The sequence below is a fragment of the Rhodococcus sp. 06-221-2 genome (assembly GCF_002258365.1).
Taxonomy (GTDB): domain Bacteria; phylum Actinomycetota; class Actinomycetes; order Mycobacteriales; family Mycobacteriaceae; genus Rhodococcoides; species Rhodococcoides fascians.
In genome coordinates this window covers 61,811-85,521 of record NZ_NOYJ01000006.1, presented here as the reverse complement: position 1 = coordinate 85,521, position 23,711 = coordinate 61,811, and the positions used below count along the sequence as shown (strand labels likewise).

At 64.5% G+C, this 23,711-nt stretch carries 22 protein-coding genes and 1 riboswitch; of the genes, 8 read left to right on the top strand and 14 right to left on the bottom strand.

Annotated elements, in window-relative coordinates; translation table 11 throughout:
- The first annotated feature begins 145 nt into the window (after positions 1 to 145).
- Entirely contained in the window at positions 146 to 1,048 is a 903-nt protein-coding gene (locus tag CH281_RS03885; protein WP_094693019.1) for a cutinase family protein, read from the top strand.
- Here CH281_RS03885 and CH281_RS03880 read toward each other — a convergent pair whose 3' ends face one another.
- A complete protein-coding gene (locus CH281_RS03880; protein WP_032367607.1) occupies positions 1,049 to 2,575 on the bottom strand; it encodes an MFS transporter in 1,527 nt (508 codons plus the stop codon).
- Positions 2,576 to 2,677: 102 nt separating this feature from the next.
- On the opposite strand from CH281_RS03880, the gene CH281_RS03875 reads away from it, so the two are divergent.
- Positions 2,678 to 2,971 (top strand): putative quinol monooxygenase, encoded by a 294-nt coding sequence (locus tag CH281_RS03875; RefSeq protein WP_032367959.1) that lies wholly within the window; start codon positions 2,678 to 2,680, stop codon positions 2,969 to 2,971.
- On the opposite strand, the gene CH281_RS03870 is transcribed toward CH281_RS03875, so the two are convergent.
- The 3 genes from CH281_RS03870 to CH281_RS03860 form a co-directional block, all read right to left on the bottom strand.
- The gene (locus tag CH281_RS03870) at positions 2,906 to 4,435 is read right to left on the bottom strand and encodes a phage infection protein (protein WP_256983349.1); all 1,530 of its coding nucleotides are present in this window, start codon (positions 4,433 to 4,435) and stop codon (positions 2,906 to 2,908) included. The two genes, CH281_RS03875 and CH281_RS03870, sit on opposite strands and share 66 nt — an antisense overlap.
- A gap of 63 nt (positions 4,436 to 4,498) precedes the next feature.
- A complete protein-coding gene (locus tag CH281_RS03865) occupies positions 4,499 to 5,113 on the bottom strand; it encodes a histidine phosphatase family protein (protein WP_032367606.1) in 615 nt (204 codons plus the stop codon).
- Between the two features lie 4 nt (positions 5,114 to 5,117).
- Positions 5,118 to 6,029 (bottom strand): LysR family transcriptional regulator, encoded by a 912-nt coding sequence (locus tag CH281_RS03860; protein WP_094693017.1) that lies wholly within the window; start codon positions 6,027 to 6,029, stop codon positions 5,118 to 5,120.
- Positions 6,030 to 6,111: 82 nt separating this feature from the next.
- Between CH281_RS03860 and CH281_RS03855 the strand changes: the two genes are divergently transcribed.
- Complete coding sequence (locus CH281_RS03855) at positions 6,112 to 7,344, top strand: MFS transporter (protein WP_032367604.1); 1,233 nt, start codon at positions 6,112 to 6,114, stop codon at positions 7,342 to 7,344.
- Here the strand turns inward: CH281_RS03855 and CH281_RS27205 are convergent.
- From CH281_RS27205 to lysX, 5 genes are all read right to left on the bottom strand, one after another.
- A complete protein-coding gene (locus CH281_RS27205) occupies positions 7,330 to 7,815 on the bottom strand; it encodes a DUF4190 domain-containing protein (RefSeq protein WP_094693015.1) in 486 nt (161 codons plus the stop codon). The genes CH281_RS03855 and CH281_RS27205 overlap by 15 nt on opposite strands.
- Before the next feature lie 50 nt (positions 7,816 to 7,865).
- Complete coding sequence (locus tag CH281_RS03845) at positions 7,866 to 8,267, bottom strand: PPOX class F420-dependent oxidoreductase (protein WP_032367602.1); 402 nt, start codon at positions 8,265 to 8,267, stop codon at positions 7,866 to 7,868.
- Positions 8,268 to 8,470: 203 nt separating this feature from the next.
- On the bottom strand, positions 8,471 to 9,475 hold the full coding sequence (locus CH281_RS03840) for a beta-ketoacyl-ACP synthase III (RefSeq protein WP_027494965.1): 1,005 nt from the start codon (positions 9,473 to 9,475) through the stop codon (positions 8,471 to 8,473).
- Positions 9,476 to 9,575: 100 nt separating this feature from the next.
- On the bottom strand, positions 9,576 to 10,472 hold the full coding sequence (locus CH281_RS03835; RefSeq protein ID WP_179273856.1) for an alpha/beta fold hydrolase: 897 nt from the start codon (positions 10,470 to 10,472) through the stop codon (positions 9,576 to 9,578).
- 109 nt (positions 10,473 to 10,581) lie between these two features.
- Positions 10,582 to 13,893 carry a bifunctional lysylphosphatidylglycerol synthetase/lysine--tRNA ligase LysX gene (gene lysX, locus CH281_RS03830; protein WP_032367601.1) on the bottom strand — a complete coding sequence of 1,104 codons (3,312 nt, stop codon included), beginning with the start codon at positions 13,891 to 13,893 and terminating at the stop codon, positions 10,582 to 10,584.
- 304 nt (positions 13,894 to 14,197) lie between these two features.
- Here lysX and CH281_RS03825 point away from each other — a divergent pair, with 304 nt between their 5' ends.
- Positions 14,198 to 15,169, top strand: a complete 972-nt coding sequence (locus CH281_RS03825) for a hypothetical protein (RefSeq protein WP_032367600.1) — start codon at positions 14,198 to 14,200, stop codon at positions 15,167 to 15,169.
- On the opposite strand, the gene CH281_RS03820 is transcribed toward CH281_RS03825, so the two are convergent.
- The 4 genes from CH281_RS03820 to CH281_RS03805 all read right to left on the bottom strand — a co-directional run bounded on the left by CH281_RS03820 (position 15,151) and on the right by CH281_RS03805 (position 18,863).
- A complete protein-coding gene (locus CH281_RS03820; protein ID WP_032367599.1) occupies positions 15,151 to 15,705 on the bottom strand; it encodes a GNAT family N-acetyltransferase in 555 nt (184 codons plus the stop codon). The genes CH281_RS03825 and CH281_RS03820 overlap by 19 nt on opposite strands.
- Positions 15,706 to 15,947: 242 nt before the next feature.
- On the bottom strand, positions 15,948 to 16,367 hold the full coding sequence (locus tag CH281_RS03815; RefSeq protein ID WP_032407766.1) for a TIGR03668 family PPOX class F420-dependent oxidoreductase: 420 nt from the start codon (positions 16,365 to 16,367) through the stop codon (positions 15,948 to 15,950).
- Between the two features lie 10 nt (positions 16,368 to 16,377).
- On the bottom strand, positions 16,378 to 17,733 hold the full coding sequence (locus CH281_RS03810) for a putative bifunctional diguanylate cyclase/phosphodiesterase (protein WP_052060782.1): 1,356 nt from the start codon (positions 17,731 to 17,733) through the stop codon (positions 16,378 to 16,380).
- 83 nt (positions 17,734 to 17,816) lie between these two features.
- Positions 17,817 to 18,863, bottom strand: a complete 1,047-nt coding sequence (locus tag CH281_RS03805; protein WP_032407767.1) for a LacI family DNA-binding transcriptional regulator — start codon at positions 18,861 to 18,863, stop codon at positions 17,817 to 17,819.
- 46 nt (positions 18,864 to 18,909) lie between these two features.
- Between CH281_RS03805 and CH281_RS03800 the strand changes: the two genes are divergently transcribed.
- The 4 genes from CH281_RS03800 (at position 18,910) to CH281_RS03785 (ending at position 23,120) form a co-directional block, all read left to right on the top strand.
- Positions 18,910 to 20,109: an MFS transporter gene (locus CH281_RS03800; protein WP_032407768.1), complete on the top strand. Its 1,200-nt coding sequence runs from the start codon at positions 18,910 to 18,912 to the stop codon at positions 20,107 to 20,109.
- A riboswitch (cobalamin riboswitch) is annotated at positions 20,101 to 20,297 on the top strand. Its footprint overlaps the gene before it by 9 nt.
- Positions 20,285 to 21,313, top strand: a complete 1,029-nt coding sequence (locus tag CH281_RS03795) for an ABC transporter substrate-binding protein (protein ID WP_048319045.1) — start codon at positions 20,285 to 20,287, stop codon at positions 21,311 to 21,313. (Overlaps the previous riboswitch by 13 nt.)
- Positions 21,310 to 22,335, top strand: a complete 1,026-nt coding sequence (locus CH281_RS03790) for a FecCD family ABC transporter permease (protein ID WP_094693109.1) — start codon at positions 21,310 to 21,312, stop codon at positions 22,333 to 22,335. The genes CH281_RS03795 and CH281_RS03790 overlap by 4 nt, the downstream gene beginning before the upstream one ends.
- Positions 22,332 to 23,120, top strand: a complete 789-nt coding sequence (locus CH281_RS03785; RefSeq protein WP_032371428.1) for an ABC transporter ATP-binding protein — start codon at positions 22,332 to 22,334, stop codon at positions 23,118 to 23,120. Before CH281_RS03790 ends, CH281_RS03785 begins: the two co-directional genes overlap by 4 nt.
- Before the next feature lie 81 nt (positions 23,121 to 23,201).
- Here CH281_RS03785 and CH281_RS03780 read toward each other — a convergent pair whose 3' ends face one another.
- The gene (locus tag CH281_RS03780) at positions 23,202 to 23,672 is read right to left on the bottom strand and encodes a nuclear transport factor 2 family protein (RefSeq protein WP_027494954.1); all 471 of its coding nucleotides are present in this window, start codon (positions 23,670 to 23,672) and stop codon (positions 23,202 to 23,204) included.
- Positions 23,673 to 23,711 lie beyond the last annotated feature (39 nt).

Genomic DNA, 23,711 nt, shown 5'->3' with positions numbered 1-23,711 from the left:
CGGGACCGATCCCGACGGGTGGCGGCGAACCGTGTGACGCACGGTTACGTCCGTTAACCATGTGGGCATCGGATGGTCACAGGCCGCTGTCATTGTGGTGATCGAACACAAGAAGCGTTCGATCACCCAGTGAGGCCCCCTCCCCATGAGTGTCAAGAAATTCTGCGCCGGTGTCGGCGTCGCTGCAGCTGTTGCGTCCGGTCTGGTCGTCGGGGCGTCGCCCGCCGTCGCCGATCCCGGCGGTTGTCCCTCGATGTACGTCGTCGCGATTCCGGGAACGTGGGAGACCAGCTCCGGTGCTGCGCCCAAGCCGGGGATGCTGACCGACGTCATTGATCGTCTCGGCGGCGACATCCGCACCGAGTACGTCTCGTATCCCGCCACCGCGTTCCCGTGGGAGGGCGAGGTGTACGGGCAGTCGCGTGCTGCTGCCGTCACCAACGCAGGCGGAATGCTGAAGGCGATGGCGGATCGCTGCGGCGCAACGAAATTTGGCATCATCGGCTACAGCCAGGGAGCGGACGCGGCCGGTGATCTCGCCGCGTCCATCGGAACCGGTCTCGGGGTGGTTCCGGCCGACAAGGTGGTGGCGGTCGGGCTCGTCTCCGATCCGAAGCGGTCGGACACCGACGCCCTGGTCGGTCCCCCTGTGGTGGGTACCGGCGTCGGTGGACCCAGGGTCGGCGGATTCGGCTACGTCAGTCCGGTGGTGCGCACGTTCTGCGCCGTCGGCGATCTGTATTGCTCGACGCCCAAGGACGACTACGTGGCGCGACTCGCGGGCTTCCTCGCCGTGTCGTCCAACCCTGCGCCCGACGTCGCAGATCAGTACACCCAGGAAGCACAATCGTTGATCGCCGACCTCGCTGCGTCCGGTGGTTTACCCGTACTGCAGGGGCAGCTGTCGGATCAGGCCAACGCTCAGCGTCAGCGGGAAATCGAGGCCTTCTACCGCTCGGGCATCCACCAGGAATATCAGACGTACGACGTCGGAGACGGAGTGTCGGCGACGCGGTGGTTGGCGCGTTACCTCGCCGACGCGGTCTGACTACGACGGAGTAGCAGGAACCCGACGGAGCAGCAGGAACACGACCACGGCACTGACGAACATCAGCACGGCGCTCGTACCGGCGGCGAGGTTGAAGCCGTCGATGAAGGACGAGTGCGCTACGTCGGTCAACTGCGATGCGAATGGCTCCGGCAGATAGTCGGCCACGGCTATTGCGCCGCCGATGGTTTCGCGGGCCGGATCGGCGATCTCGGCCGGTGTGCCCGCCGGGATGGCGTCCTCCATGCGGTGTCGATAGACGGTGCTGCCGATGGTGCCGAGAATCGCGATGCCGACGGCACCGCCGAGCTCGGCCCCGGTTTCCGACAATGCCGATGCAGCCCCGGCCTTTTCGGGGGCCGCAGCGGTCAGCACGATGTCGGAGTTCAGAGTCGATGCTGCTCCGATTCCGAACGTGACCAGGGCCATTCCGGTCAGCAGCAGCGGCAGGCCGGAGTCGGATTGCACGAATATCAGTGCGACGCAGCCGAAGACGATGGACAGCAGGCCCGCCGAAATGATGGTGCCGGTGGGGATCACCTTGCTCATCGTCGGTGCGGTGACGGCACCGGCCGCCGCTGCGGCAGCGGGAATCAGCAACCACAGTCCGGCGCGGAGTGGTCCGAGTCCGAGAACCAGCTGCAGGTACTGGGAGGCGAACAGGCTGAAGCCGGTCATGGAGAAGATGACCAGAAATTGCACGACGACTGCAGCGCTGAAAGCACGTTCGGCGAAGAGCGTCACGTCGATGAGCGGGTTCGATGCCTTGCGTTGCCGGATGACGAACACGAAGCCGAGTGCCAGGCCGAGGATCGCGGTGGTGATCGTCGTGGCGTCGATACCGTCCTGGGCCCCGTGCTTGATGGCGAACACGATCGAGAGCATCGACGAGATCGCGAGGATCACGCTGATCGGGTCGAACTTTCCGGGGTCGCTGTCCTTGAACTCGGGGACCAGTAGCGGGGCCGCAACGAAGAGCACGACCATGATGGGGATGTTGATCAGGAAGACCGAACCCCACCAGAAGTGTTCCAGCAAAACGCCTCCGACAACCGGGCCCACGGCTGCGCCGCCTGCGAAACCGGCGGTCCACAGGCCGATCGCTTCCTTGCGCTGCGCAGGGTCGTGAAACATGTTGCGGATCAACGACAGTGTGCTCGGCGCGATGGTGGCTCCGCCCACTCCGAGCAGAGCACGTGCGACGAGCAGCATCTCGGGGGACGTGGAGAACGTCGCGGCGAGCGATGCCGCGCCGAAGACCACCGCGCCGACCATCAGCAGGGTCCGCCGTCCGATACGGTCGCCGAGCGAGCCCATGGTGATCAGCAGACCGGCCAGCAGAAATCCGTAGATGTCGAGGATCCACAGGGTCTGGTTGCTGGTGGGTTCGAGATCGGCCGTCATGAAGGGCAGTGCGAGATACAGCACCGACATGTCCATGGAGACCACGAGGATCGGCACCACCAGTACCGCGAGGCCGAGCCATTCCTTCTTCGTGGCGCGATCCTCGGTTGCCGTCTGATTCACTGCTTCTTCCCTTCCCGCGTGGACACCTCACCTTAGGTGGGTCGGGAGTACGTTCGGTGAGGAAGAGTGTGTCTCGCCGAACGAAGGAACCGATTCCGCATGATCAACGATCTCGAGGTAGTCGCGACGATCACCGCCAAGCCGGACGCAATCGACACCGTGCGCGACGGGCTCGTGGCTCTGGTCGCCGAGTCACGCAAGGAGAGCGGCAACGTCTCCTACAAGTTGTTCGAGTCGGCGGTCGAGCCCGGCACCTTCATCACCATCGAGGTATGGAAATCGCAGGAGGACCTCGACGGCCACATGCAAACCCCGCACCTGCAGCAGGCGCTAAGCGAATTCGGTGCCCATCTCGCGGCCCCGCCCGCCATCCACCCGCTCCGGCCCGTCGGTTGAGCCTGCCCGCGCGCTGACGTACACGAGTGCCGAGACGGCAAGCAGCGCCACCGTGGCACCGATCGCCAGCCACCCGGTCCCGCTCATCTCTCCCGACGCGATGATGCGGGCACCGGCGGCGGTGTAGCTCATCGGCATGAAGGCTGCGACGTCTCCCCAGATCGGTGCCGTCGATGCGTACGCGAAGCCGCAGACGACGACCTGCACCACGAGGGCGACGACGTTGACGATCTGGCCCGCCACAGCACCGAGCACTCGTTGAATGGCACCTGCGGTGGCGAGATAAGCCGCGGCCGACACGATGAGGAACGCGCCGGCTCCGATCACCGGTCCGAGGGCGGCGTCGGTGGCGAAGGCGAATGCGACGGCCGCGCTGACACCCACTGCGGCGACGGCCGCTCCGACGGCGAGCCACCGCGGCTTGGTGTCCCTGCCCAGGACCCGCACGAGGCTGACGCAGCCGAGAGCTCCGAGTGCCACGAGGGCGGCGATCAGATACGGGGTGGCACCGGTACCGGTGCTCGTCGCCGTCGCTGCAATGTTCTGGTCGGAGGTGGCGTCATCGGTCGTGGCGGCCGCCTTTGTCGGGAGGGCGGCGGAGGCGTCGCGCACATTGGTGGCGATGCCGTTGACGATCCCCTCGACGGGTTTCACCGACGTCACGAGCTGATCGGTGCCGGCCTTGAGTTGCTGCCCGCCGTCGTCGAGCTGGCCGAGTCCGTCACGCAACTGCACGGTTGCGTCGCCGAGCTGCGCGGTGGCACCGAGGAACTGACTGTTGGGGTCGTTCAGTTCGGTCGACAGCTGCTGAGCACCACCCTTGAGGGTCTGCAGTTGAGCGAGCGTATCGGGACCGAACGCCTGAGTGTTGAGGTTGTCGATCACTCCGCGGATCTCGCCGGAAATCGCGTCGGATCCCGGATGCGGGAAGCGATCGACCGTGTCTGCCGTGGCGGCGAGCTTTGCCGTGAAGTCGGCCTGCAGAGCTCCGAATCCGGCGAGCTGGTCGACGACCTGGTCGACACCCCCGCTGATCTGCGATGCGCCGTCACCGAGCTGGCCGATGCCGTCGCGGTACTGGCCGAACCCGTCGGCGAGCTGGATGGTTCCGTCGTGAGCCTGGGTGATGCCGTCGGCAAGTTGGCCGACGCCGTCGTTGAGCTGCGTTCCGCCTTCGGTCAGCTGACCGATGCCGCTGGAGAGAAAGGTGATCGGGAGCGAGGCGCTGTTGAGGCTGCTCCTGGCCTTGGACAGGGGATCGGCCGTCTGCTGTGCCTCGGCCGGGGCCTGCTGAGTGTCTGCGACAACGGCGGTCGTCGTGGTCGATTCTCCGCCCAGATCGTAGCCGGTGCCGAGTGCGAACGCACCCACAGCCACCAGAGGGAACGCCAGTGCGACGAGAGCAACGGCAGGACGTCGGAAGATGCGCATTTCACCCATGATGACTTCGAGGCTAACTGCCACCGCCGGCCGCACCGACCACTCGGAGCGATCCACAGCGACCGTTCTGCCCCTCTACCAGGGACTTTAAGAGGTCTCTGTGGATTGTCGGTTGCGCGGCAACAGGTCCCACACGTGGGCGGTCTCGTTGACCGACGAGACCGATCGGGCACCGCTGCGGGAGAAGAGCACACGCGTCACCGAGCAGTAGTCGATGGGAAATCCGAGCACCTTCGGGGTCTGCAGAATGTCTTGCAACAGCATGTTGACGACGCCGCCGTGAGCGAAGAGGACGACGGTATCGGAGTGCGCGGCGGTCGAGACGATATCGGCCACTCCGGCGAGAACTCGCCGGCGGAAGGCCTGTTCGTCGACCTGCTCGGGTAGGTGACCGGCCTTGATGCGGTCGTAGGCGTCGCGAAATTCGGTCTTCGCGGCCTCGATCGGGACGTAGCCGCCGAAGTCCCGGTCGTACTCGGTCAGACGGTCGTCGGTCGTGATCTCAAGACCGAGCCGTTCGGCGAGTGGCTGCGCGGTCCGGATCGCGCGTTGCTGCGAACTCGACACGACTCGGGACACCGTGAAGCGTGCCAGCGCATCGGGCACTCTGCGGGATTGTTCGACGCCCAGTTCGTCGAGATCGGGATCGGCCGAGGACTCCGATCGTCGCGGAAGTGCGTGCCGTACCAGAACCAGTTGCATCGACTCACCTAATCACGAGTGTGCGTCCACTGCGTTGCACCATCGAGCGGAAGGCCGCCACCTGGCGGGGCATGTCCGTTCCCGGCTCCCACACCATGCCGATTCGCCTGCGCGCAGCCGGTTGGGTGAGTCCCACGTCGACCGTTCCACCCTCGGCGCCGTGTGCACGGATCCGCGGCAGGATGGCGATGCCGAGGCCGGCGCCGACGAGTCCGCGCACGGTATGGGTGTCCTGTCCCTCGAACGCGATGCGCGGACTGAACCCGGCATCGGCCCACAACTCGTCACAGATGGATCGCATTCCGAAGCCGTGACCCATGGCGATGTAGTTCTCGTCGGCGGTGTCTGCGAGATCGACCGTCTTCCGCGACGCGAGGCGGTGATGTTCGGGGACCACCAGCATCAGCCGCTCGTCGTACAGCTGGAAGGAATTCGTGTCGGTGTGTTCGGCGCTCAAAGACACGAACGCCAGGTCGGACGTGCGGTCTGCGAGGCGATCCAGGCAGCGTGCGCGTGCGCCTTGGTCGAGATCGAACGTCACCGCGGGATGGTCGACGCGAAAGTGCCGGATCAGTGCGGGCACGACGTCCTCACCGAGTGTGTTCTGGAACGCGACGGCTATGCGGCCACGTGCTCGGGCGTCGTGCTCGGTCATGGCGTCGATACCGGCATCGATGTCGCTCAGGGCTCGTTGCAGATACGGGATGAGGACGCGGCCGGCACTGGTCAGCACGATGCCGCGACCCCGTCGTTCCACGATGTCGACGCCGAGGATCGCCGATGCGCGGGCGACCTGCCGACTGACGGTGGGTTGCGGGACTCCCAGGACGTGGGCGGCGTCGGTGATGTGCTCGGTGTCCGCCACCGCGACCAGTGTCGGCAGAAGTGGTAGCAGCTCGGTGGTCTGGCGGCGCATGGGCGAAGCATACCGCTGACGTATCGAACGCTGAGGTCTCATGCATTGGACGTATACCGTGAGCGCTTCTAACGTCTTGGACATGACTACGACGCAGCCCGAGGTTCTGGAGTGGGAGGGGCATCCCAAGGGATCGACCGAGTACCGGCGTCTCGTGTTGGCGCTGCTGTTCGCCGGAGTGGCGACGTTCGCGCAGCTCTACTCGGTACAGGGGATTCTGCCGCTGATCGCGTCCAGTCTCGACATCACTCCGTCTCAGTCCTCGCTCGCCGTCGGCCTGGCGACCGTCGGCGTCGCGGTGTCGGTCATTCCGTGGTCGGTAGCGGCCGACCGAATCGGACGCGTTCGAGCGATGACCGCCTCGATACTCGTCGCGACGACACTGGGTTTGCTGGTGCCTCTGTCGCCTTCTCTCGAGGTGCTGCTGGTCCTGCGATTCTTCGAAGGTGCTGCGCTGGGTGGACTTCCGGCCATCGCGATCGCCTATCTCAGCGAGGAGGTGCACCGCAATCACACCGCGCTGGCAGCGGCGACCTACGTGTCCGGTACGACGCTCGGTGGGCTGCTGGGGCGAATAGTCTCAGGACCCGTTGCAGAACAGACCAATTGGCGAATCGGAACCCTCACGGTGTCGGTGATCGCGGCGCTGGCAGCAGGACTGTTCGTGTGGTTGGCACCGCGGCCGCGAACCACCCTCGTGCACAGCAAGATCGGTGACCTACCCGGTCGGTTGTGGGTGAATCTTCGAGAGCCGGGGATGCTGGCGCTGTACGGCCAGGGGTTCCTGCTGATGGGAGGATTCGTCGCGGTCTACAACTTCCTCGGATTCCGGCTCGAGGCAGCACCTTTCGGACTTCCACAGTCTCTGATCAGCCTGATCTTCGTGGCCTACCTCAGTGGCACGGTGTCCTCGCGAGTGGCGGGGAAGTTGGCGACGAAGCACGGCCGGTCGATCGTCCTCGCCGGATCGACCGCCACCATGATCGCCGGAGTCGCACTGACGATGGCGTCGAACCTGGCCGTGATCCTCACCGGGCTGGTGATCTTCACGATGGGATTCTTCGCCGCCCACGCCATCGCGTCGGGATGGACCGGCCAGCGAGCCGTCCACGGACGGGCGCAGGCGACATCGCTGTACAACCTGTTCTATTACGGAGGATCGTCCGTCGTCGGCTGGCTCGGCGGAGTGGTCTTTCAGTCACTCGGATGGAACGCCTTGGCGCTGTTCGTCATTGCGTTGGCAGTCATCGCCGGCCTGTGGGCCGCAGCGATGAACGGCCGACTGGCGCAGCAACCGAACTCAATACGTGGATGAATTCGAGGCTGCTATCGCGAAGATGAAAATAGCAGCCACGACGAGGACGAACAGGGCGACCGACACGTAGCCGACGATCAGACCTGCCGTCGCGAATCCTGACCCGCCCTCGCCGGTGCGCTTGATCTGGCCCTTCGCAACGTGGCCACACACCACCGCACACACCGACGCGATCAGCGGGATGAACGTCAGACCCAACACCGCCAACACGAGCGACACGATCGCCAACGTGTTCGTGGCGGGTGCCGGCCGAAAACCCGCTCCGACATACGGGGCCTGACCGTATTGCGGCTGTCCGTACTGGGGTTGCCCGTACTGAGGGTTCGGGTACTGAGGGTTTTGGTACTGGGGTTGTCCGTACTGCGGGTTCTGGTAGCTCGTGTTCGGGTCCTGATACGGCGGGTACTGCTGACCCCCGTACGGCTCGTCCTTCTCGAACGCGTCGCTACCTTCACCCTGCGGATTGACCATTGCGGGAGTCTTGCACCTGAGTTGGACCGTCGCAAGCGGCAACGCGACGTCTACGAACCGACCTTGCCCCAGCCCACATACGCGTCGACGGTCACGTAGCCGGTCACGCGCGGCTGATCGCGAACCGGATACCGCTCGCCGGTGTAATGCGTCGCGATGCGATCGATATCCACCAGATCCGGGTCGTCCTGCAGTTCGATCGAACCGTGCACCGTCACATGCGTATACCAACTGGCCTCGTCCATCACCGAAATCGAGACCTTGGGATTGGCCCGAATGTGCTCCAGCCGCTTACGTGAGGCATCGAAATTGAGCACGATCTTCCCGTCCTCCCACAAATACCACGTGGGCGCGGTGATCGGAGTTCCATCGGCACGAACCACCGCCATGACAGCGGGATTCGCCTTCTTCAGCAACTCGACAGCATCAACGGGCAACGGAGGCTTGGGCATGAACCAACACTACGACCCGAGAGCTGACTCGGCCAGACCTTCGGCGGACCGCCCACCCGGCCCGAGTCCACCCGCACCCACCCCACCCGGCCCGAGTCCACTCAACGTGACATTGACTGCCGAAAAGGCCACTGAATGTCACATCGAGTGGACTGCGGATAGGTGGACTGCGGGTGGGTGTGGGCTGCGGACAGGTGGAGTGATTACAGCTTCGGGAGTTTGACGACTTGTCCGGCGTAGGACAGTCCTGCACCGAAGGCGAGCAGGAGTGCGGTGTCTCCGGCTTTGGCTTTTCCGGTGCGCAGTAGTTCTTCCATTGCCAGGGGGATGGACGCAGCCGAGGTGTTGCCGGTTTCGGCGATGTCGTTGGCGACGGCGGTGCCTTCGTCCAGGTTGAGACTCTTCGCCAGCAGATCGGTGATGCGGCTGTTGGCCTGGTGCGGGATGAAGGCGTGCAGTTCGTCAGTTTTGATGCCGGCGACGTCGAGTACCTTCTGCGCGGCCTTGCCCATCTCGAATGCAGCCCAGCGGAAGACGGAGATTCCGTTCATCCTGATCCAGGGTCGTTCCATGTTGGCTGTCGTGATGTATTCGTACCAGTCCGTGGTCTGCACGATGGCGTCGGACTGCGAGCCGTCGGATCCCCATACGGCGGGTCCGATTTCGGTTTCGTCGCTCTGTCCGACGACGACGGCTCCGGCACCGTCGGCGAAGATGAAGCGGGTGGTGCGGTCGTACGGGTCGGTGGTGACGCTGAGCTGCTCGGCTCCGATGACGAGGACGTACTGCGAGGTCCCGGCCTTGACCAGGTCCGATGCGACGGCGAGTGCGTAGCAGAAGCCTGCGCATCCGGCGCAGATGTCGAACGCGGCCGGTCCTTTGGTGCCGAGTCCGTGGGCAACCTTGGCGGCTGCTTGGGGTGTCAGTTCGAGGTGTGTGGAGGTCGCGACGATGACGGTGTCGACCTGCTCGGCGGAGATGCCGCTGGCTTCGAGTGCTTTTCGGCCTGCCGAGATCGACATCTGGACGACGTTTTCTTCGGGATCGGCGAATCGGCGGTTCTTGATGCCGGATCGCGTCTGAATCCACTCGTCGCTGGAGTCGATGAACTCGCAGATCTCATCGTTGGTGACTATCCGTTCGGGGCGGTGAACGCCCAGACCGAGCATCTTCGACTGTCGACCTTGCGTTGTGCTGATCGCACCCATCTTCAATTTCCTCTCGTGCTACCGCGCCATCGCCGAGCTTCGGCTCGGGTCTTGGGCTACGGGCTCGTCGACACACGTTACGTGCGTCGACGGGAGAGGTTCACACCAGTTCGGTGATGAGCGCCGCAACCTCGGCGGGTTTGTCGATCATGGCGTGGTGATGGGCGGGTATGACGACGGTGAAATCGGCTCGCAAGTATGTGGCCAGCTTGCGCTGGGTCTTGATCCATCTGCGTCCCCACGGGGACGGGCGTCCGGTGTGGGCGGCCGCGACGATAACGGGAACGACCAGTGGCAATCGCTTCCGAAGTCGGTTCAGTTCGGCCGCGAGGTCCGGGTAGACGACATCTTCGACGAGTGCAGCCGTGAGATAGGTGGGCCTGCGGTAGATGTCGTCGACCCAGTCGACGACGTCCTTCGGTGTGCCGTCGGGTGGCGTCGCCTGGTTGAGTATCGGTCGGACGCGCGGGCCGACGAGACGCTGAAGGCCCGTGCGGCTCAGGAGCGTCGACAGGGAATGCGCTGCGCGCACTCGCAGAGCCGCCGGAAGGATGCGGCGGGGGTCGGACTCGGCGCTCGAGTCCAGGAGAAGAACACCACGTATGCGCGACGGGTACAGCCGGGCCACCGCTTCTGCGTAGAAGCCGGCAATCGAGTGACCCGCGACGACGGCCGGCTCGGTGACACCGAGCGCGTCGAGGACGCCGACGATCCTGTCGGCCTCGCCGCGGACGGTGGGAGTGGCGCCATCGGGCAGAGGGTCGCTGAGTCCGAAGCCGGGGCGGTCGAGAACCACGACATGATGTCGGGCGCTCAAGATATCGACGGTGTCGTTCCAGTCGAACCAGTTACTGCCCAGGCCGCCGCAGAGAACGATCGTGGGGCCGGTTCCCCGGACGAACAGATGCAGACGTTGGCCGTCCACTTCGATGTACCGCCCGGGAGGATGTTTCACGGGAAACAATGCCTCGCGCTCGGTTCGATTCCCGTGATCCATGTTTTCGTCCCCACCATGCATTGCCTACTCGAAGTTTGTTTGAGCCTCCAGTTTCCACCATTCGCCCCGTTTTGCAACTTTCCCGTGGAGGATCGCCTCGGGAAGACCGTCATTGTCGCGGTTTGGCCAGCGGAAATGCGAGTGTCTCGCGAATGCTGCCGCCGGTGATGAGCATGACGACGCGGTCGACGCCCATTCCGAGGCCGCCGGTCGGGGGCATCCCGTGCTCGAGCGCCTGCAGGAAGTCCTCGTCCAAGCTCATCGCTTCTTCGTCGCCACCCGCAGCCAGCAACGACTGCTCGGTGAGGCGTCGACGTTGATCGACGGGATCGGTCAGCTCGCTGTAGGCCGTGCCCAGTTCGACCCCCCACGCCACCAGGTCCCACTTTTCGGCGACGCCGGGGATGCTCCGATGCGGTCTCGTCAACGGCGACATCGACGTCGGGAAGTCCTTGTAGAAGGTGGGAAATTCGGTGTAGTCCTCCACCAGGTGCTCGTACATGCCCTGGGCGACGGCACCCGCATCCCACGACTTCTCGTAGGGGATGTCGTTCTCGTCGCACAGCCGCTGCAGCTCGTCCAGGGGCGTCGACGGCTCGACGGGGACACCCAATTTTTCGGCGACGGCACCGTGCAGTGTCTTGACGGGCCATTCCCCGGAGATGTCGATCTCGATCATCTCGCCGTCCGGGCCGTCGGGCCGCAGGATGATCTCGCGGCCGTGGGCTGCGACGGCGGCACGCTGAATCAGTTCGCGGCACAACACCATTGCGCGCTCGTAGTCACTGTGTGCCTCGTACGCTTCGAGGATCGTGAACTCCGGATTGTGCTTGAAGTCCGCTCCCTCGTTGCGGAACACCCGGCCGATCTCGAAGACCTTCTCCATGCCGCCGACGCACAGCCGCTTGAGATAGAGCTCCGGCGCGATGCGCAGGTACAGATCCAGGTTGTAGGCATTGATGTGGGTGACGAACGGGGCAGCGTTCGCACCGCCGTGGACCTGCTGGAGGATCGGTGTCTCGACCTCCATGTAGCCGCGATCGCTCAGTGAATCACGAAGCGACTTCACCACATTCGAGCGTGCGATCATCAGCGCGCGCGCATCGCGGTTGATCGCCAGGTCCACGTACCGCTGCCGTACTCGCGCTTCCGGATCGGTCAGACCGCGGTACTTGTCTGGCAGGGGGTGCAGGCATTTGGCGTTCATTCGCCACTCGGTGGCCAACAGCGACAGTTCACCACGCCTGCTGTATCCGATGGTGCCACTGACTTCGATGAGGTCACCCAGGTCGAAGTCGGCATCGAACTCCTCGATTCTGTCGCCGACGCGTTCGCGGTCGAACAGCACCTGAATATCGGCCGACCAGTCCCGGATGACGGCGAACGACACGCCGCCGTAGTCGCGAATGCGCAGTATTCGACCCGCTATTCGCACCGTCGTGCCCTGGGGCGATGCCGCCGCTTCACCGACGGTGTGAGTCGGGGGATAGGCGACGGGATAGCCCTCGATGCCGTCACTTTCGAGACGATCGAGTTTGGCCATGCGCACGCGTACCTGGTCGGGACGTTTACGTCCGGGCACGGTGTCGTCTGCGGGAGTCTCGGGTCCGCTGCCGTCGGGATGAATGTCCTCGGCGTCGACCAACGCTGCCGGCACCGCGACGTGGGACCCGGTGTGCTTCGAGGCGCGCCGAAAGGTCGGCAGAGTCAAGAAGCCTTCGGCGATGGCCGACGCGACACCGACCTTCGGCAGCACCCGATTGTCGGCGAAGCACAGGTAGCGCGGCTCCCATTCCGGCAAGTACTTCACATTCGAGCGATACAGCGCCTCGAGCTGCCACCAGCGCGAGAAGAACACCAATACGCTGCGCCAGATTCGCAGGACCGGACCGGCCCCGATCCGACTACCCTCCTCGAACGCAGCACGGAACACCGCGAAGTTCAGCGAAATCTTGCTGACACCGAAATGATCTGCGCCGGTGGCAAGTTCGGTCACCATCAACTCGATGACACCGTTCGGCGACGCCGGATCGCGGCGCATCAGGTCCAACGACGCGCCGGTCCGACCCCACGGCACCAGCGACAGAACACCGACGATCTTCTCGCCCTGAACCGCCTGCACCAGAAGACAATCGCCGTCGAGCGGATCGCCCAACCGGCCCAGCGCCATCGAGAAACCACGCTCGGTCTCGGTATCGCGCCACGCATCCGCGCACGCAATGATCTCGTCCATCTCCTCGGCCGAAATATCGCGATGACGACGCACGGTGACCACGACACCCGCTTTGCGAGCCCGGTTGACGGCCTGACGCACGGGACGCATCTCGCGTCCATTGAGGTTGAAATCTTTGGTTTTCAGGATTGCTTCGTCACCGAGTTCGAGAACACTCAGGCCGGCCCGCTTGTAGGCCGTGGCCCCGATCTCGCTGGCCCCCATGACAGCTGGGGTCCAGCCGTACTTCTCGGCCAGGTCGAGCCATTCGGATATCGCATGTGGCCACGCCTCGGGGTTGCCGATCGGGTCACCACTGGCCAGACACACCCCGACCTCGACGCGATACGTCACCGCCGCCTTGCCGCTGGTGGCGAAGATGACGCCCTTGTCGCGGCGGGTCGCGAAGTAGCCGAGGGAATCGTCGGCACCCCACTTGTCGAGCAGGCCGCGCAGAGCCGACTCGTCGCGGCCGGTCAACGCATTGCTCGACCGCTGCGACCGGAACAACGTGACCACGGCACCGAGCAACGCCAGCGCTCCGAACAGTCCCAACGCCGTATTGACAAAACCGTTCGGCCTACCGTCGAACTGCTCGTTGTCCACCGTCGCCAACGCCGTCACCCTGTTGAACGCCCACAGGAACGTCTGACCCTCCGGCAACGAACCCGGGAACAACGCCACCAACGCCCACCCGACAATCGTGCCGACGGCCGCTCCCAGCACGAGCACCCCGAGCGCCTTCCACACCGCACCACGCCGAACCCGCGTGTAGAACTCCTTGCGCGACGCGATCAGCAGACCCGTCACGACGACATGAACCGCCAACGCAATCCACGAACTGACGTTCTTGTCCTCGATGCCCTCCGCGACGTTCGTGATCGCCAACAACACCAAATAGATCGTCAGCAGCCACCACGCAATGCGCTTCCGACTCGCCAACGCCGCCGCCAACAACCCGACAACCAACGCCCACGACAAACTCGTATCCGGAGCATCGAAGTAATACGTGTCGACATACTCCCGCGGCGCATGAACCAGATACCGCAAAGTGGGCGACAGACTCCACAGAAACAGCGCCGCCGCGAACACACCGAGCACCAGCCCCGCGATATGCGGAACCTCACTCAACCGACCGCGCTGCGGCGGCGAAAACGACCGTGGTGCCGTAGTACCCGACCGATCCGAGGGAACTGCTGTCGCCGTCATGTCTCACTCCCGAAATAAGAACGCACGAGTTGCAAGATAGACGGTATCCCCGCTGAGGTGGGTGGGTTGCCTGTTGCCGCCCCGCCGTCCACTCAATGTGACATTTGGTGGCCTTTCCGGCAGTCAATGGCACATCGAGTGGACTCGCGGCCGGTCACGAGAGCGCGCCTGGCCGTGCTCGAGTCAGAGTGTGGGCGACCCCTCCTGTATGCGTTTGTCCACAGGTATTCGGTTATCCACAGGGCTGTTGATAGTGCGACGTCGGGTGCGATCGGTGTCCGGCCGAGCGTGCAGGATTGTCTGTATGAAGAGGGGCGGCGCACGGGTCGATGCGAGGGTAATTGCGGCCGCATCGGATCGCGGGCTGGTGCGGACTGCTCATCTTCTCGAACTCGGCGTCGCGTCGAAGACGATTGTTCGGCGCACGCTGCCGGACGGTATCTGGTCACGGGCGCTACCTGGCCTGGTGTTCTTGAAGAACCGTTCGCTGACGCCCTTGGAGCGGGCGGTTGCCGCGTCCATCTACTGCGGTCGTGATGGCGTCATCAGTGGTCGGGCCGGGCTGGCGTTGCATGGTCTCGGTACGTCCGGCTCGTTCGAGGAGACGTTCGTGCTCATTCCCGAGGCGCAGCACCGCAGGTCCGTGAGCTTCGCCGCGGTGGAACGTACGTGGCGGATGCCAACGGCGGAAAGTAAGTCGGGTCTTCCCGTCGCGCCGGTTGTTCGGTGTTTGTGCGACGCAATTCGCCGCATGAAGAACGCCGAGCAGTGCATGGCGCTCGTTGCCAGTGTCGTTCAGCGGGGTGCCGCAACGATCGAGGCGATCATGAAGGAACTGGACGCCGGCACCACGCGTGGAACCGCGATGCCTCGTCGAGTACTTCGCGAACTGGCCGCCGGCGCGCACTCCGTTGCCGAAGCACACGCGCAGAAGTTGTACGCACGCAGCGGTCTTCCCCCGATGACTCACAATGTCGCGGTACGCGACGAGTCGGGCAGGTTGCTACTGGTGGCCGACAATTGGCTCGACGACGTCGCCCTCGACTGGGAGATCGACTCGCTCGAATATCACCTGTCACCCGCGGCGCACCGCGCCACCGTGGAACGACGGGAGCGCGCTCAGAACGCCGGCATCATTGTCGTGACTCACCTGCCGAGCGATATTCGCGACGATCCGGAACGTGTTCTCTCCGACCTGCGGTCCCGGTACCGACAGGCGCTCGCGCGTCCGCGCCCCCACGTCACCGTCGACCCGTCCTACCGCCGATCGGGCTGATACACCCAAATCATGTGGTCTCCGGTTTCGGCCGCAGCGGCCAAAGCTCGCGGCTCGATCCTGTCGAGGACGAAACCCAGCCGCCGCGGAACGGCTCGACTCCTCGAATTGGCTGCATCACAATGAATTTCGACGCGATCGACGTCGGCGAGTTTCAATGCCTCTTGCGTGAGGGTCGCGGTGGCTTCCGAGATGATGCCGTCACCCTCGGCTGCACTGTCGAGCCAGTACCCGATTTCGATCCCACCCGGTCCGACTCGTCGGTGCAATGCAATCTTCCCCAGGAATGCGCTGGTGGATCGACCGAAAATCCCGTAGTCGTACATTTCGTCGGCGTCCCACAACTTCCGGCTTTCCGCGATGCGGACGATCTGCGCCGACCTGTTTGCAGCGTCCTCGGTGGCCCAACCGAGCCACGGCAGCAGGCGGACCCGATTTCGGTCGATCGCCTCGGCTATGACAACAGCATCGTCTGCCGTCTCGCGTCGAACCACGAGACGGTCGGTGACAATCCGAACGGGAGGTTTGCTGACCATTGCGACAGTCTGACTCCCTGCTACTGCCGATTCCACTGGTTTTCGGTGCCCTCCGACCCACGTGCAGTCCACTCGATGTGCCATTGACGGTCGAAAGGGCCACCGGATGTCACATTGAGTGGTCAGACGGTAGTGGTGTCAGACGGTAGTGGTGTCAGACGGTAGTGGTCAGCCGGGAGTGGTCAGACGGTAGAGGTCTGGCGGTGGGGTGGGCGATGCTTGGGGGAGAGGAAGTAAAACGATCAGGAAGCTGACCACGATCTCCAGGACAGTTTGTCGATGACGATGACCGGCCCCTCGGGTCGGTTGTTCTTGTATTGGCTGTATTTCGCGACGAGGGTGTCGGTACCGACTGTGCCTTCGGCGCTTCCCGCGTCGACGATGCGGGCGTTGCCGTCGGCGCGGATCCACCAGAGTTGGGACCAGTCGTCGGAGTAGTGGTCGGCGATGAGGCTGACGGCGGGATCGGCGTGGATGTTGTCGAGTCGCTGCAGTTTCTGGGTGGTTTTGGGTTTCCAGTCGATGGCTGTGTAGATGTGATCGCCGGTGGGCGCGACAGCGAAGACGATGGGGACCAGGTGTGGGGTGCCGTTGGGGTTGATGGTGGAGAGTTGGGCGCGGGGTGCGTCGGTGAAGCGTTGAATTTCGTTGTCTATCTTCACGTTCGGTTCCTCATGCGGATTCGCTGTGGCTGCTGTGTCGGGTGATGTATTGCTCCAGTTCGGCGACGGGCATGGGTCGTCCGAGGAGGTGTCCTTGGCCGAAGGTTACGCCCATGTCGGTGCAGATTCGGAGTTGTTCGGTGGTCTCGATGCCTTCGATGACGGTGTCTTTGCCGAGGGTGGTGGTGACGTCGACGAGGGCGGTGCAGAGGGTGGTCATGGCGCGGCGTCGGTGCAGGTTGGTGCTGTCGAGGTGTTGGGTGAGGGATCTGTCGATTTTGAGGATGTCGACGGGCAGGGTGGCGAGTCGTTCGAGGGAGGAGAAGCCGGAGCCGAAGTCGTCGATGGCGATGAGGACGCCGTGGCGTTGGACGTCGCGGAGTTGGTAGTGCACGGCGTCGAGGTCGTGCAGCGTCTGCGATTCGGCGAGTTCGAGTGCGAGTCGACCGCGTTCGATGCCGTGGGTGTCGACGATGTCGATGACGTCGGTGGCCAGGGTTCCTGCGGCGAAGTGCGCGGGGCTGACGTTGACACCGACCTGGAGCATGATCGCTCGGGATTGCCAGTCGGCGATGGTTGCCGCGACGTCGGTGAGAATCCACATGCTCAGGGGGATTATCAGGTCGTTGTCTTCGGCGAGGGGGATGAAGGCGTCGGGCATCAGAAGTCCGAGTTCGGGGTGGTTCCAGCGAACGAGGGCTTCGGCTCCGACCACGGCTCCGGTCGCGAGTTCGACGATGGGTTGGTAGACCATGGTGAGCTCGCGCGCGGTCATGGCGACTCCGCGCAGTCGTTCGAGGAGCTCGAGCCGAGTGCGGTTGGTGTGGTGCAGCTCGTCGGTGAAGATGTGATGCCGGTTGCGGCCGGTGGCTTTGGCGGCGTGCATCGCGGCGGTCGCGTTGTGCACCAGCTGGGTGGCGCGATCGGTGCTCCCGGTGGTGGACGCGACACCGACGCTGGCGGTGAGGGTGAGTTGACGGCCGCCGAGCTCGAAGGGGGGCTCGAAGATGCTGGCGAATCCCGCGGCCATCGCTCGGGCTGCCAGGGAATGGCAGCCGTAGGCGACGATGACGAATTCGTCCCCGGTGAGTCGGCCGATGGTGTCGCCGGGTCGAGTCGATGCGGTGAGTCGGTCGGCGACCATGCACAGCAGCTCGTCGCCCTGGGCCGGTCCGAGCGCGTCGTTGAATTCACGGAAGCCGTCGATGTCGACGAGGAGGACGCTGAAGTGCTGGTCAGGGCCTAGGTCGACCAGCGCGGCGGTGATGGTGGCCAGGATTTCGTCCCGGTTCGCAAGCCCGGTGAGGGCGTCGAGCGTCGGGTTGGGGTCGGCACGGCGGAGCGGCGTGTCGTGTTCTCGACTCACAGTGCCCCCTAGTAGCCGGACGGCCACCGGCGATACTAGCCGAAGAGTTTGCTTAACGCCTATAAACGGGGAGCACGCCCTTTTTACTGGCCCTCACGCAGCGTGCCCGTCGACCCTCGCGTCTCGATGTTCCACACCGCGGCGTCGACGGCGTCGCTGAGACCGAGCACCCACCGGGCCGCCGATCGGCCCTGGTCGAACAACGATTGCGCGACGGTGGTCAAGTGGGCCGCCGCCGCTGCAGGGGAGTCGTCCCATCCGGTCAGTGCGACGTGGTCGGGAATGTCGATACCGGCACCCGTCGCCGCGTCGAGTGCGCCGAAGGCGAGTTCGTCGCTCATCGCGAACATCACATCGACGACGTTGTCGCGCAACAACAGTCGTGCTGCCCGTGTGCCCTCTTCGCGCGAATTGTGGGTGGTGAACAGCGTCGGTACCGTCGACCACTCGATTCCTCGACGCACGCACGCATCGCGGTAGCCCTCGAGTCGTGCGCGGGTCACCGGCATCGAGATGCCCGACGCGTCGGCGCCGTGCACCACCGTCGATTCGCGTCGCGAATCGGGTCGCAGTGCAACTATCGCGGGCCGACGCCGATTGCGCAGAGCAATGGTGGCGATCGCGTCGGCGGCCGCGCGGTCGTCGATTCCGATGGAGTGCAATCCCGGATGCTGAGGGCCGCCCTGGACGCAGGTGGGTCGACCGGTGCCGACGAGCACGTCGAGGACGGGGTCGTCGACGCCGGTGGTCCAGACGACATAGCCGTCGACCTGCGCGTCGCGAATTCTCGCAATATCGCTGTCGCGGTGCAGGTTCGGCAACATCACCAGCGCGGTGTCGGCGTCGAGACACGCGTCGGCGATGCCCGAGAGGAACCGTCGGGCCTGGGGATCCTCGAAGGCGTAGGTGAGTTTTTCACCGAGTACGACGCCGACGCTGTTGTGCTTTCCGCTGCGGAGCGAGCGTGCCGCACGGTTGGGACCTGCGTATCCGAGGGCCGCCGCCGCTGCGTGGACGCGGTCTCGGGTGGCAGGCGAGACGCGGTCGGGTTGGTTGTAGGTGTACGAGACGCTCATCGTGGAGACTCCCGCAGACGCCGCGACGTCGGCCATCGTCACCCGATTGTTCACGGGGTCACCTTAGCGTGCGTCGACGTCCTGTGTAACGATACACAGCATGTCGTCGCCCCTCCCCAAGCTGCTGGTCCTCGGTGCAGCCGCCTTCATCTATGTCACGGCCGAAACGTTGCCCGTGGGTCTGCTTCCGGAGATCTCGGGCGATCTCGGCGTCGGCGAATCCGCTGTCGGTCTGCTGCTGACCTTCTACGCATACGGCGTCGCCGTCATGACCATGCCGTTGATCAGGTTCGTACGCGACTGGCCGCGGCGACGGGTCGTCGTCATCACCGTTGCAGCACTGGCCCTTTCGCAACTGCTGTCCGCGGTGTCCGTCGGGTACCCGATGCTGGTGCTGTCGAGGATGCTGTGCGCGGCCACCCACGGAGTCTTCTGGGCCGTGGTCGCACCCGTCGCGGCGTCACTCGCACTTCCCGGTAAGCAAGGAAAAGCGATCGCCACGGTGTACGCCGGCACCTCGTTGGCGTTGGTCGCCGGAAATCCGATCACCGCGGCCATGGGTCAGTGGTTCGGGTGGCGCACTGCTGCAACGATTCTCGGTGTCGTCGCCGCCGCTATCGCGGTGGCGCTCTACTTCGTCCTCCCCGCACTACCGGTCACCCGGGCAGCTGCGGGCAACAAGAAATCACCGCGCGTGCTCGACGGCACCCTGGCGATCCTGTGTGGAGTGACGTTCCTGGCCGTCCTCGGCCATTTCGCCGCGTACACGTACTTCTCGCTTATCGTCGATCGCGCAATCGGTTCGGCCGGAACCACTTTGACGCTGATGCTGATGCTCTACGGTTTGTTCGGAGTCGTCGGTATCTGGGTGATCGGCAGAACGTACGACCGTTGGCCGCGGCCCTCCACCATCGCAGCTCTGGGTGCCGTCGCGGCCGCGACGGCGATCCTGTGGGGCACCCTCAGCGCAGCACCGGGCAGCCTGGCCGTCCTTGCTGTCGGGGCGATCGCGTTGTGGGGTCTGGCCTTCACCACACTGCCGGTCTGCATCCAGTCCGCCGTGGTTCGGGCCGCCCCTGCCGACGCCGACAAGGCGTCGGCGATCTACGTCGTCGCCTTCCAACTGGCCATTGCCACCGGGGCCCTGGTGGGAGGCGTCGTCGTCGACGCCAGAGGCATCGGGGCGGTGACCGCTGCGGCGACGATCCTGGTGGCTGTGGCACTCACAGTCGTAGTGGTCGCGCGCGGAGCCTTTCCGAGCTCGTATCCGTCGGTACCGGTCTCGACGCCGGCGCACTGACCTCTCGGCGCTCTCGCGCGATAGGGTCAGCACGCGACGAACGAGGGAATCCGGTGCAACTCCGGAGCTGGCGCGCAACGGTGACGGGTGAGAGCTCGAAGTCCGAATGCTCGGACGTCGTGATCGAACCCCACCCGCGGCTCCGCGACACGAGCCCCAAGCAGGAAGCTCTTCGATGCGTACCTCTCTCGCCGCACTAGGCGCTGTCTCCATCCTTCTGGTCTCCGGTTGTTCGACCGCGTCGACCCCCGACGCGTCCACCGACACCTCCGGGAACTATCCCCTGACCATCGAGAACTGCGGACGCGACGTCGTCGTCGACGCACCACCGCAACGGGCGGTGTCGTTGAACCAAAGCTCGACGGAAATACTGCTCTCGCTCGGCCTCGCAGACCGGATGGTGGGCACCGCCACCTGGACCGACCCGGTCCGCTCGAACCTCGAATCCGAGAACGCCAGGGTGCCGAGGCTCGCAGACAACAAGCCATCGCTCGAGGTCGTGTTGGATACCGAGCCCGACTTCGTGACCGCGTCCTTCGGCGGCACCCTCGGACCCGGGGGAGTCGCAGATCGGAGCAGGTTCGAGCAACTCGGCGTCCCGAACTACCTCTCGCCCACCGACTGTCAGGGCAAGACGGACGAGAGCGTCAATTCCGACGGTGCTCGCACGGAGCCGCTGGTGATCGACACCGTCTATCGGGAGATTCGTGATCTCGCGGCGGTCTTCGACGTACGAGACCGTGGCGAGCGCCTGGTCGCCGAACTGCAGGATCGGTTCGAGAAGGCCTCCGGTTCGGTCGACGCGTCAGGTGTGTCGTTGGCCTACTGGTTCGCCGACACCGATACGCCGTACATGGCCGGTTGCTGCGGATCGTCGGGCATCATCACCGACTCCGTCGGCGCCGAGAACATCTATGCCGACACCACCGACGAATGGCCACAAGTCAATTGGGAGAGTGTGCTCGATCGCAACCCGACTGCACTGGTGCTCGCAGATCTGAGTCGACGCAGTATCGCCGGGGACGCCCTGGACAGCAAGATCGGCTTCCTGGAGTCGAACTCGGTCACGAACCGAATGCCCGCCGTCGAGAACAAGCGGTACATCGTTGTCAACGGTGCCGATCTGAACCCGTCCATTCGGACGATCGACGGTGTCGAGAAAGTCGCGGCCGCCCTGCAGGATTGGGGAATGGCGTCGCGATGAGCCGCACCGATCGCGGGGTGCTCGTCCCACTGCTGCTCGCAGGATCGGCGTTGTTGGTGCTCTCGATCGGCGTCGCCGTCACCATTGGACCCGCGAACGTGTCGGTGCCCGACGTGTATCGAGTGATATCGACGCACATGGGTATCGGGAGTTCGGGAGTCAGTCGCATCCAGGACGGAATCGTCTGGGAGCTGCGCCTGCCCCGGACCTTGCTGGCCGCCGTGTGCGGCGCGGGTCTCGCGCTGTGCGGGGCGATCATGCAATCACTGCTGCGTAACCCCCTCGCCGATCCCTTCGTCCTGGGCATTTCGTCCGGTGCATCCACCGGAGCGGTCCTCGTCGCGGTTCTCGGCGTCGGCGGTGGCGCTTTGTCCTTGTCCACAGGGGCATTCGCCGGTGCGCTGCTCTCGTTCGTCCTGGTGATGCTGCTGGCCGCAGGCGCAGGTGGCGGAAACGACCGCGTGGTGCTGGCCGGGGTCGCGGGGACGCAGCTGTTCTCGGCCTTGACGTCGTTCATCGTCATTTCCTCGGCCGACGCCGAACAGACACGCGGCGTGCTGTTCTGGCTCCTCGGATCGCTGAGCGGTGCCGACTGGACGGACGTGGCGCTGTGCGGATCGGTTGCGCTGCTCGGAATGGTGGTGTGTCTGTTCAACACCTCGGCCCTCGACGCCTTCACATTCGGGCACGACGCGGCCGCGTCCCTCGGCGTACCGGTCAAGTGGGTGCGAATCCTGTTGCTGATCATCACCGCACTGATCACGGCCTCGCTTGTCAGCGCCGCCGGAGCCATCGGGTTCGTGGGTCTCGTTCTGCCGCACGCCGCACGTTTTCTCGTCGGCGCACGGCATCGACGACTGCTTCCGACGACGGTGGTCATCGGCGCGATCTTCATGGTGTGGGTCGACACCATCGCCCGAACGCTGTTCGCGCCGCAGGAAATACCCGTCGGAGTGGTGACCGCACTCATCGGCGTGCCGGCATTCGCGCTCATTCTGTTTAGACTCAGGAGATCCCGATGACGTTGCACGTGAACAATATTCGTTGGACACGCGGCGGGAACCCGATTCTCGACGGCATCAGCTTCGCGCCGGAACCGGGCGAAACCATCGGGCTCATCGGCCCGAACGGATCCGGCAAATCGTCGCTACTACGAATCCTCGCCGGCATCGTGGCACCCGACAGCGGCGACGTGCTGCTCGACGGAAAGAACCTGCGCACCCAACGTCGTCGCAGCATCGCCCGCCGCGTAGCGATGGTCGACCAACACTCCGACACCGACGTCGACATCACCGTCCGCGACGTCGTACGCCTGGGCCGCATCCCCCACCACGGCATCCTCGGCGGAGACACAGCCGCCGACGACGCCGCGATCGAACAGGCACTCACCGACACGGCCATGGCGTCGAAAGCCACCCGACGCTGGCACACCCTCTCCGGCGGAGAGCGCCAACGCGCCCAGATCGCACGGGCCCTCGCTCAACAACCCACCGAACTACTGCTCGACGAGCCGACCAACCACCTCGACATCCAACACCAACTCGACATCCTCACCCTCGTCGCAGGCCTACCCCTGAGCAGTTACATCGCCCTCCACGACCTCAACCTCGCCGCCATGTTCTGCAACCGCATCATCGTCCTGAACAACGGCAGCATCGTGGCATCGGGAACCCCACACGAAGTGATCACCGAACACCTGGTGCGCGAGGTGTACAACGTGCACGCGAGCGTCTCGCATACCGACGACTACCCCCAGGTGACCTATCGCCGCCCCCGCCCGACCGCCCCCGGAGTCCACTCGATGTGACATTGACCCCCGAAAAGGCCACTAGATGTCACATTGAGTACCGGGGTGAAGGGGCAAAACTGGGGGGAGGGGAGACCGAATCTAAAGTTGGCGCAATTTCCGCTCGAATGCGTCGATGCGTGTGGTGTCCTCGAAGAAGTCCTCTTGCGAGACGATTTTGCCCCAGCTGGTGCGGACAAGGAGCACCGTTCGGTTGCTGTACAACTCGGTGCCGTCGGCTGCGTGTGCTTGGTCGTCGAAGCGGACGAGGAGGGTCATGCGCCAGGGGGCTCCGCCGCTGTAGATTTCCGTGACCTGCCCGCGGATGCCGGCGGCGACGAAGTCCTGGAAGAACTTTTCGATTGCCGGTCGTCCGCGGTGGGTGCCCGACCATCGGCTGTCACCGTCGGCGAATTTGAGCACCGCGTCTCGGTGGAACGACGAGAGCAGTGGGCGATAGTTTCCGTTGTTGAGCGCCTCGATGTCTCGCTGCAACTTGAGGGTCAGCACTCGCATCAGCAGAAGCTTGCATGCGAAGGCCGTCGAGATGCCGGCCAGAAATCTCAGTTGCATGGCTATACGTTTGCTTACCGTTCACCGACGTGTCAATCG

Excerpts from the sequence above, each read along its gene's own strand:
- CH281_RS03885 (WP_094693019.1), top strand. The coding sequence starts at position 146 with ATGAGTGTCAAGAAATTCTGCGCCGGTGTCGGCGTCGCTGCAGCTGTT.
- CH281_RS03865 (WP_032367606.1), bottom strand. The coding sequence starts at position 5,113 with ATGCAACTGGTTCTGGTACGGCACGCACTTCCGCGACGATCGGAGTCC.
- CH281_RS03860 (WP_094693017.1), bottom strand. The coding sequence starts at position 6,029 with ATGCGCCGCCAGACCACCGAGCTGCTACCACTTCTGCCGACACTGGTC.
- CH281_RS03855 (WP_032367604.1), top strand. The coding sequence starts at position 6,112 with ATGACTACGACGCAGCCCGAGGTTCTGGAGTGGGAGGGGCATCCCAAG.
- CH281_RS27205 (WP_094693015.1), bottom strand. The coding sequence starts at position 7,815 with ATGGTCAATCCGCAGGGTGAAGGTAGCGACGCGTTCGAGAAGGACGAG.
- CH281_RS03845 (WP_032367602.1), bottom strand. The coding sequence starts at position 8,267 with ATGCCCAAGCCTCCGTTGCCCGTTGATGCTGTCGAGTTGCTGAAGAAG.
- CH281_RS03840 (WP_027494965.1), bottom strand. The coding sequence starts at position 9,475 with ATGGGTGCGATCAGCACAACGCAAGGTCGACAGTCGAAGATGCTCGGT.
- CH281_RS03835 (WP_179273856.1), bottom strand. The coding sequence starts at position 10,472 with ATGGATCACGGGAATCGAACCGAGCGCGAGGCATTGTTTCCCGTGAAA.
- lysX (WP_032367601.1), bottom strand. The coding sequence starts at position 13,893 with ATGACGGCGACAGCAGTTCCCTCGGATCGGTCGGGTACTACGGCACCA.
- CH281_RS03825 (WP_032367600.1), top strand. The coding sequence starts at position 14,198 with ATGAAGAGGGGCGGCGCACGGGTCGATGCGAGGGTAATTGCGGCCGCA.
- CH281_RS03820 (WP_032367599.1), bottom strand. The coding sequence starts at position 15,705 with ATGGTCAGCAAACCTCCCGTTCGGATTGTCACCGACCGTCTCGTGGTT.
- CH281_RS03800 (WP_032407768.1), top strand. The coding sequence starts at position 18,910 with ATGTCGTCGCCCCTCCCCAAGCTGCTGGTCCTCGGTGCAGCCGCCTTC.
- CH281_RS03795 (WP_048319045.1), top strand. The coding sequence starts at position 20,285 with ATGCGTACCTCTCTCGCCGCACTAGGCGCTGTCTCCATCCTTCTGGTC.
- CH281_RS03790 (WP_094693109.1), top strand. The coding sequence starts at position 21,310 with ATGAGCCGCACCGATCGCGGGGTGCTCGTCCCACTGCTGCTCGCAGGA.
- CH281_RS03785 (WP_032371428.1), top strand. The coding sequence starts at position 22,332 with ATGACGTTGCACGTGAACAATATTCGTTGGACACGCGGCGGGAACCCG.
- CH281_RS03780 (WP_027494954.1), bottom strand. The coding sequence starts at position 23,672 with ATGCAACTGAGATTTCTGGCCGGCATCTCGACGGCCTTCGCATGCAAG.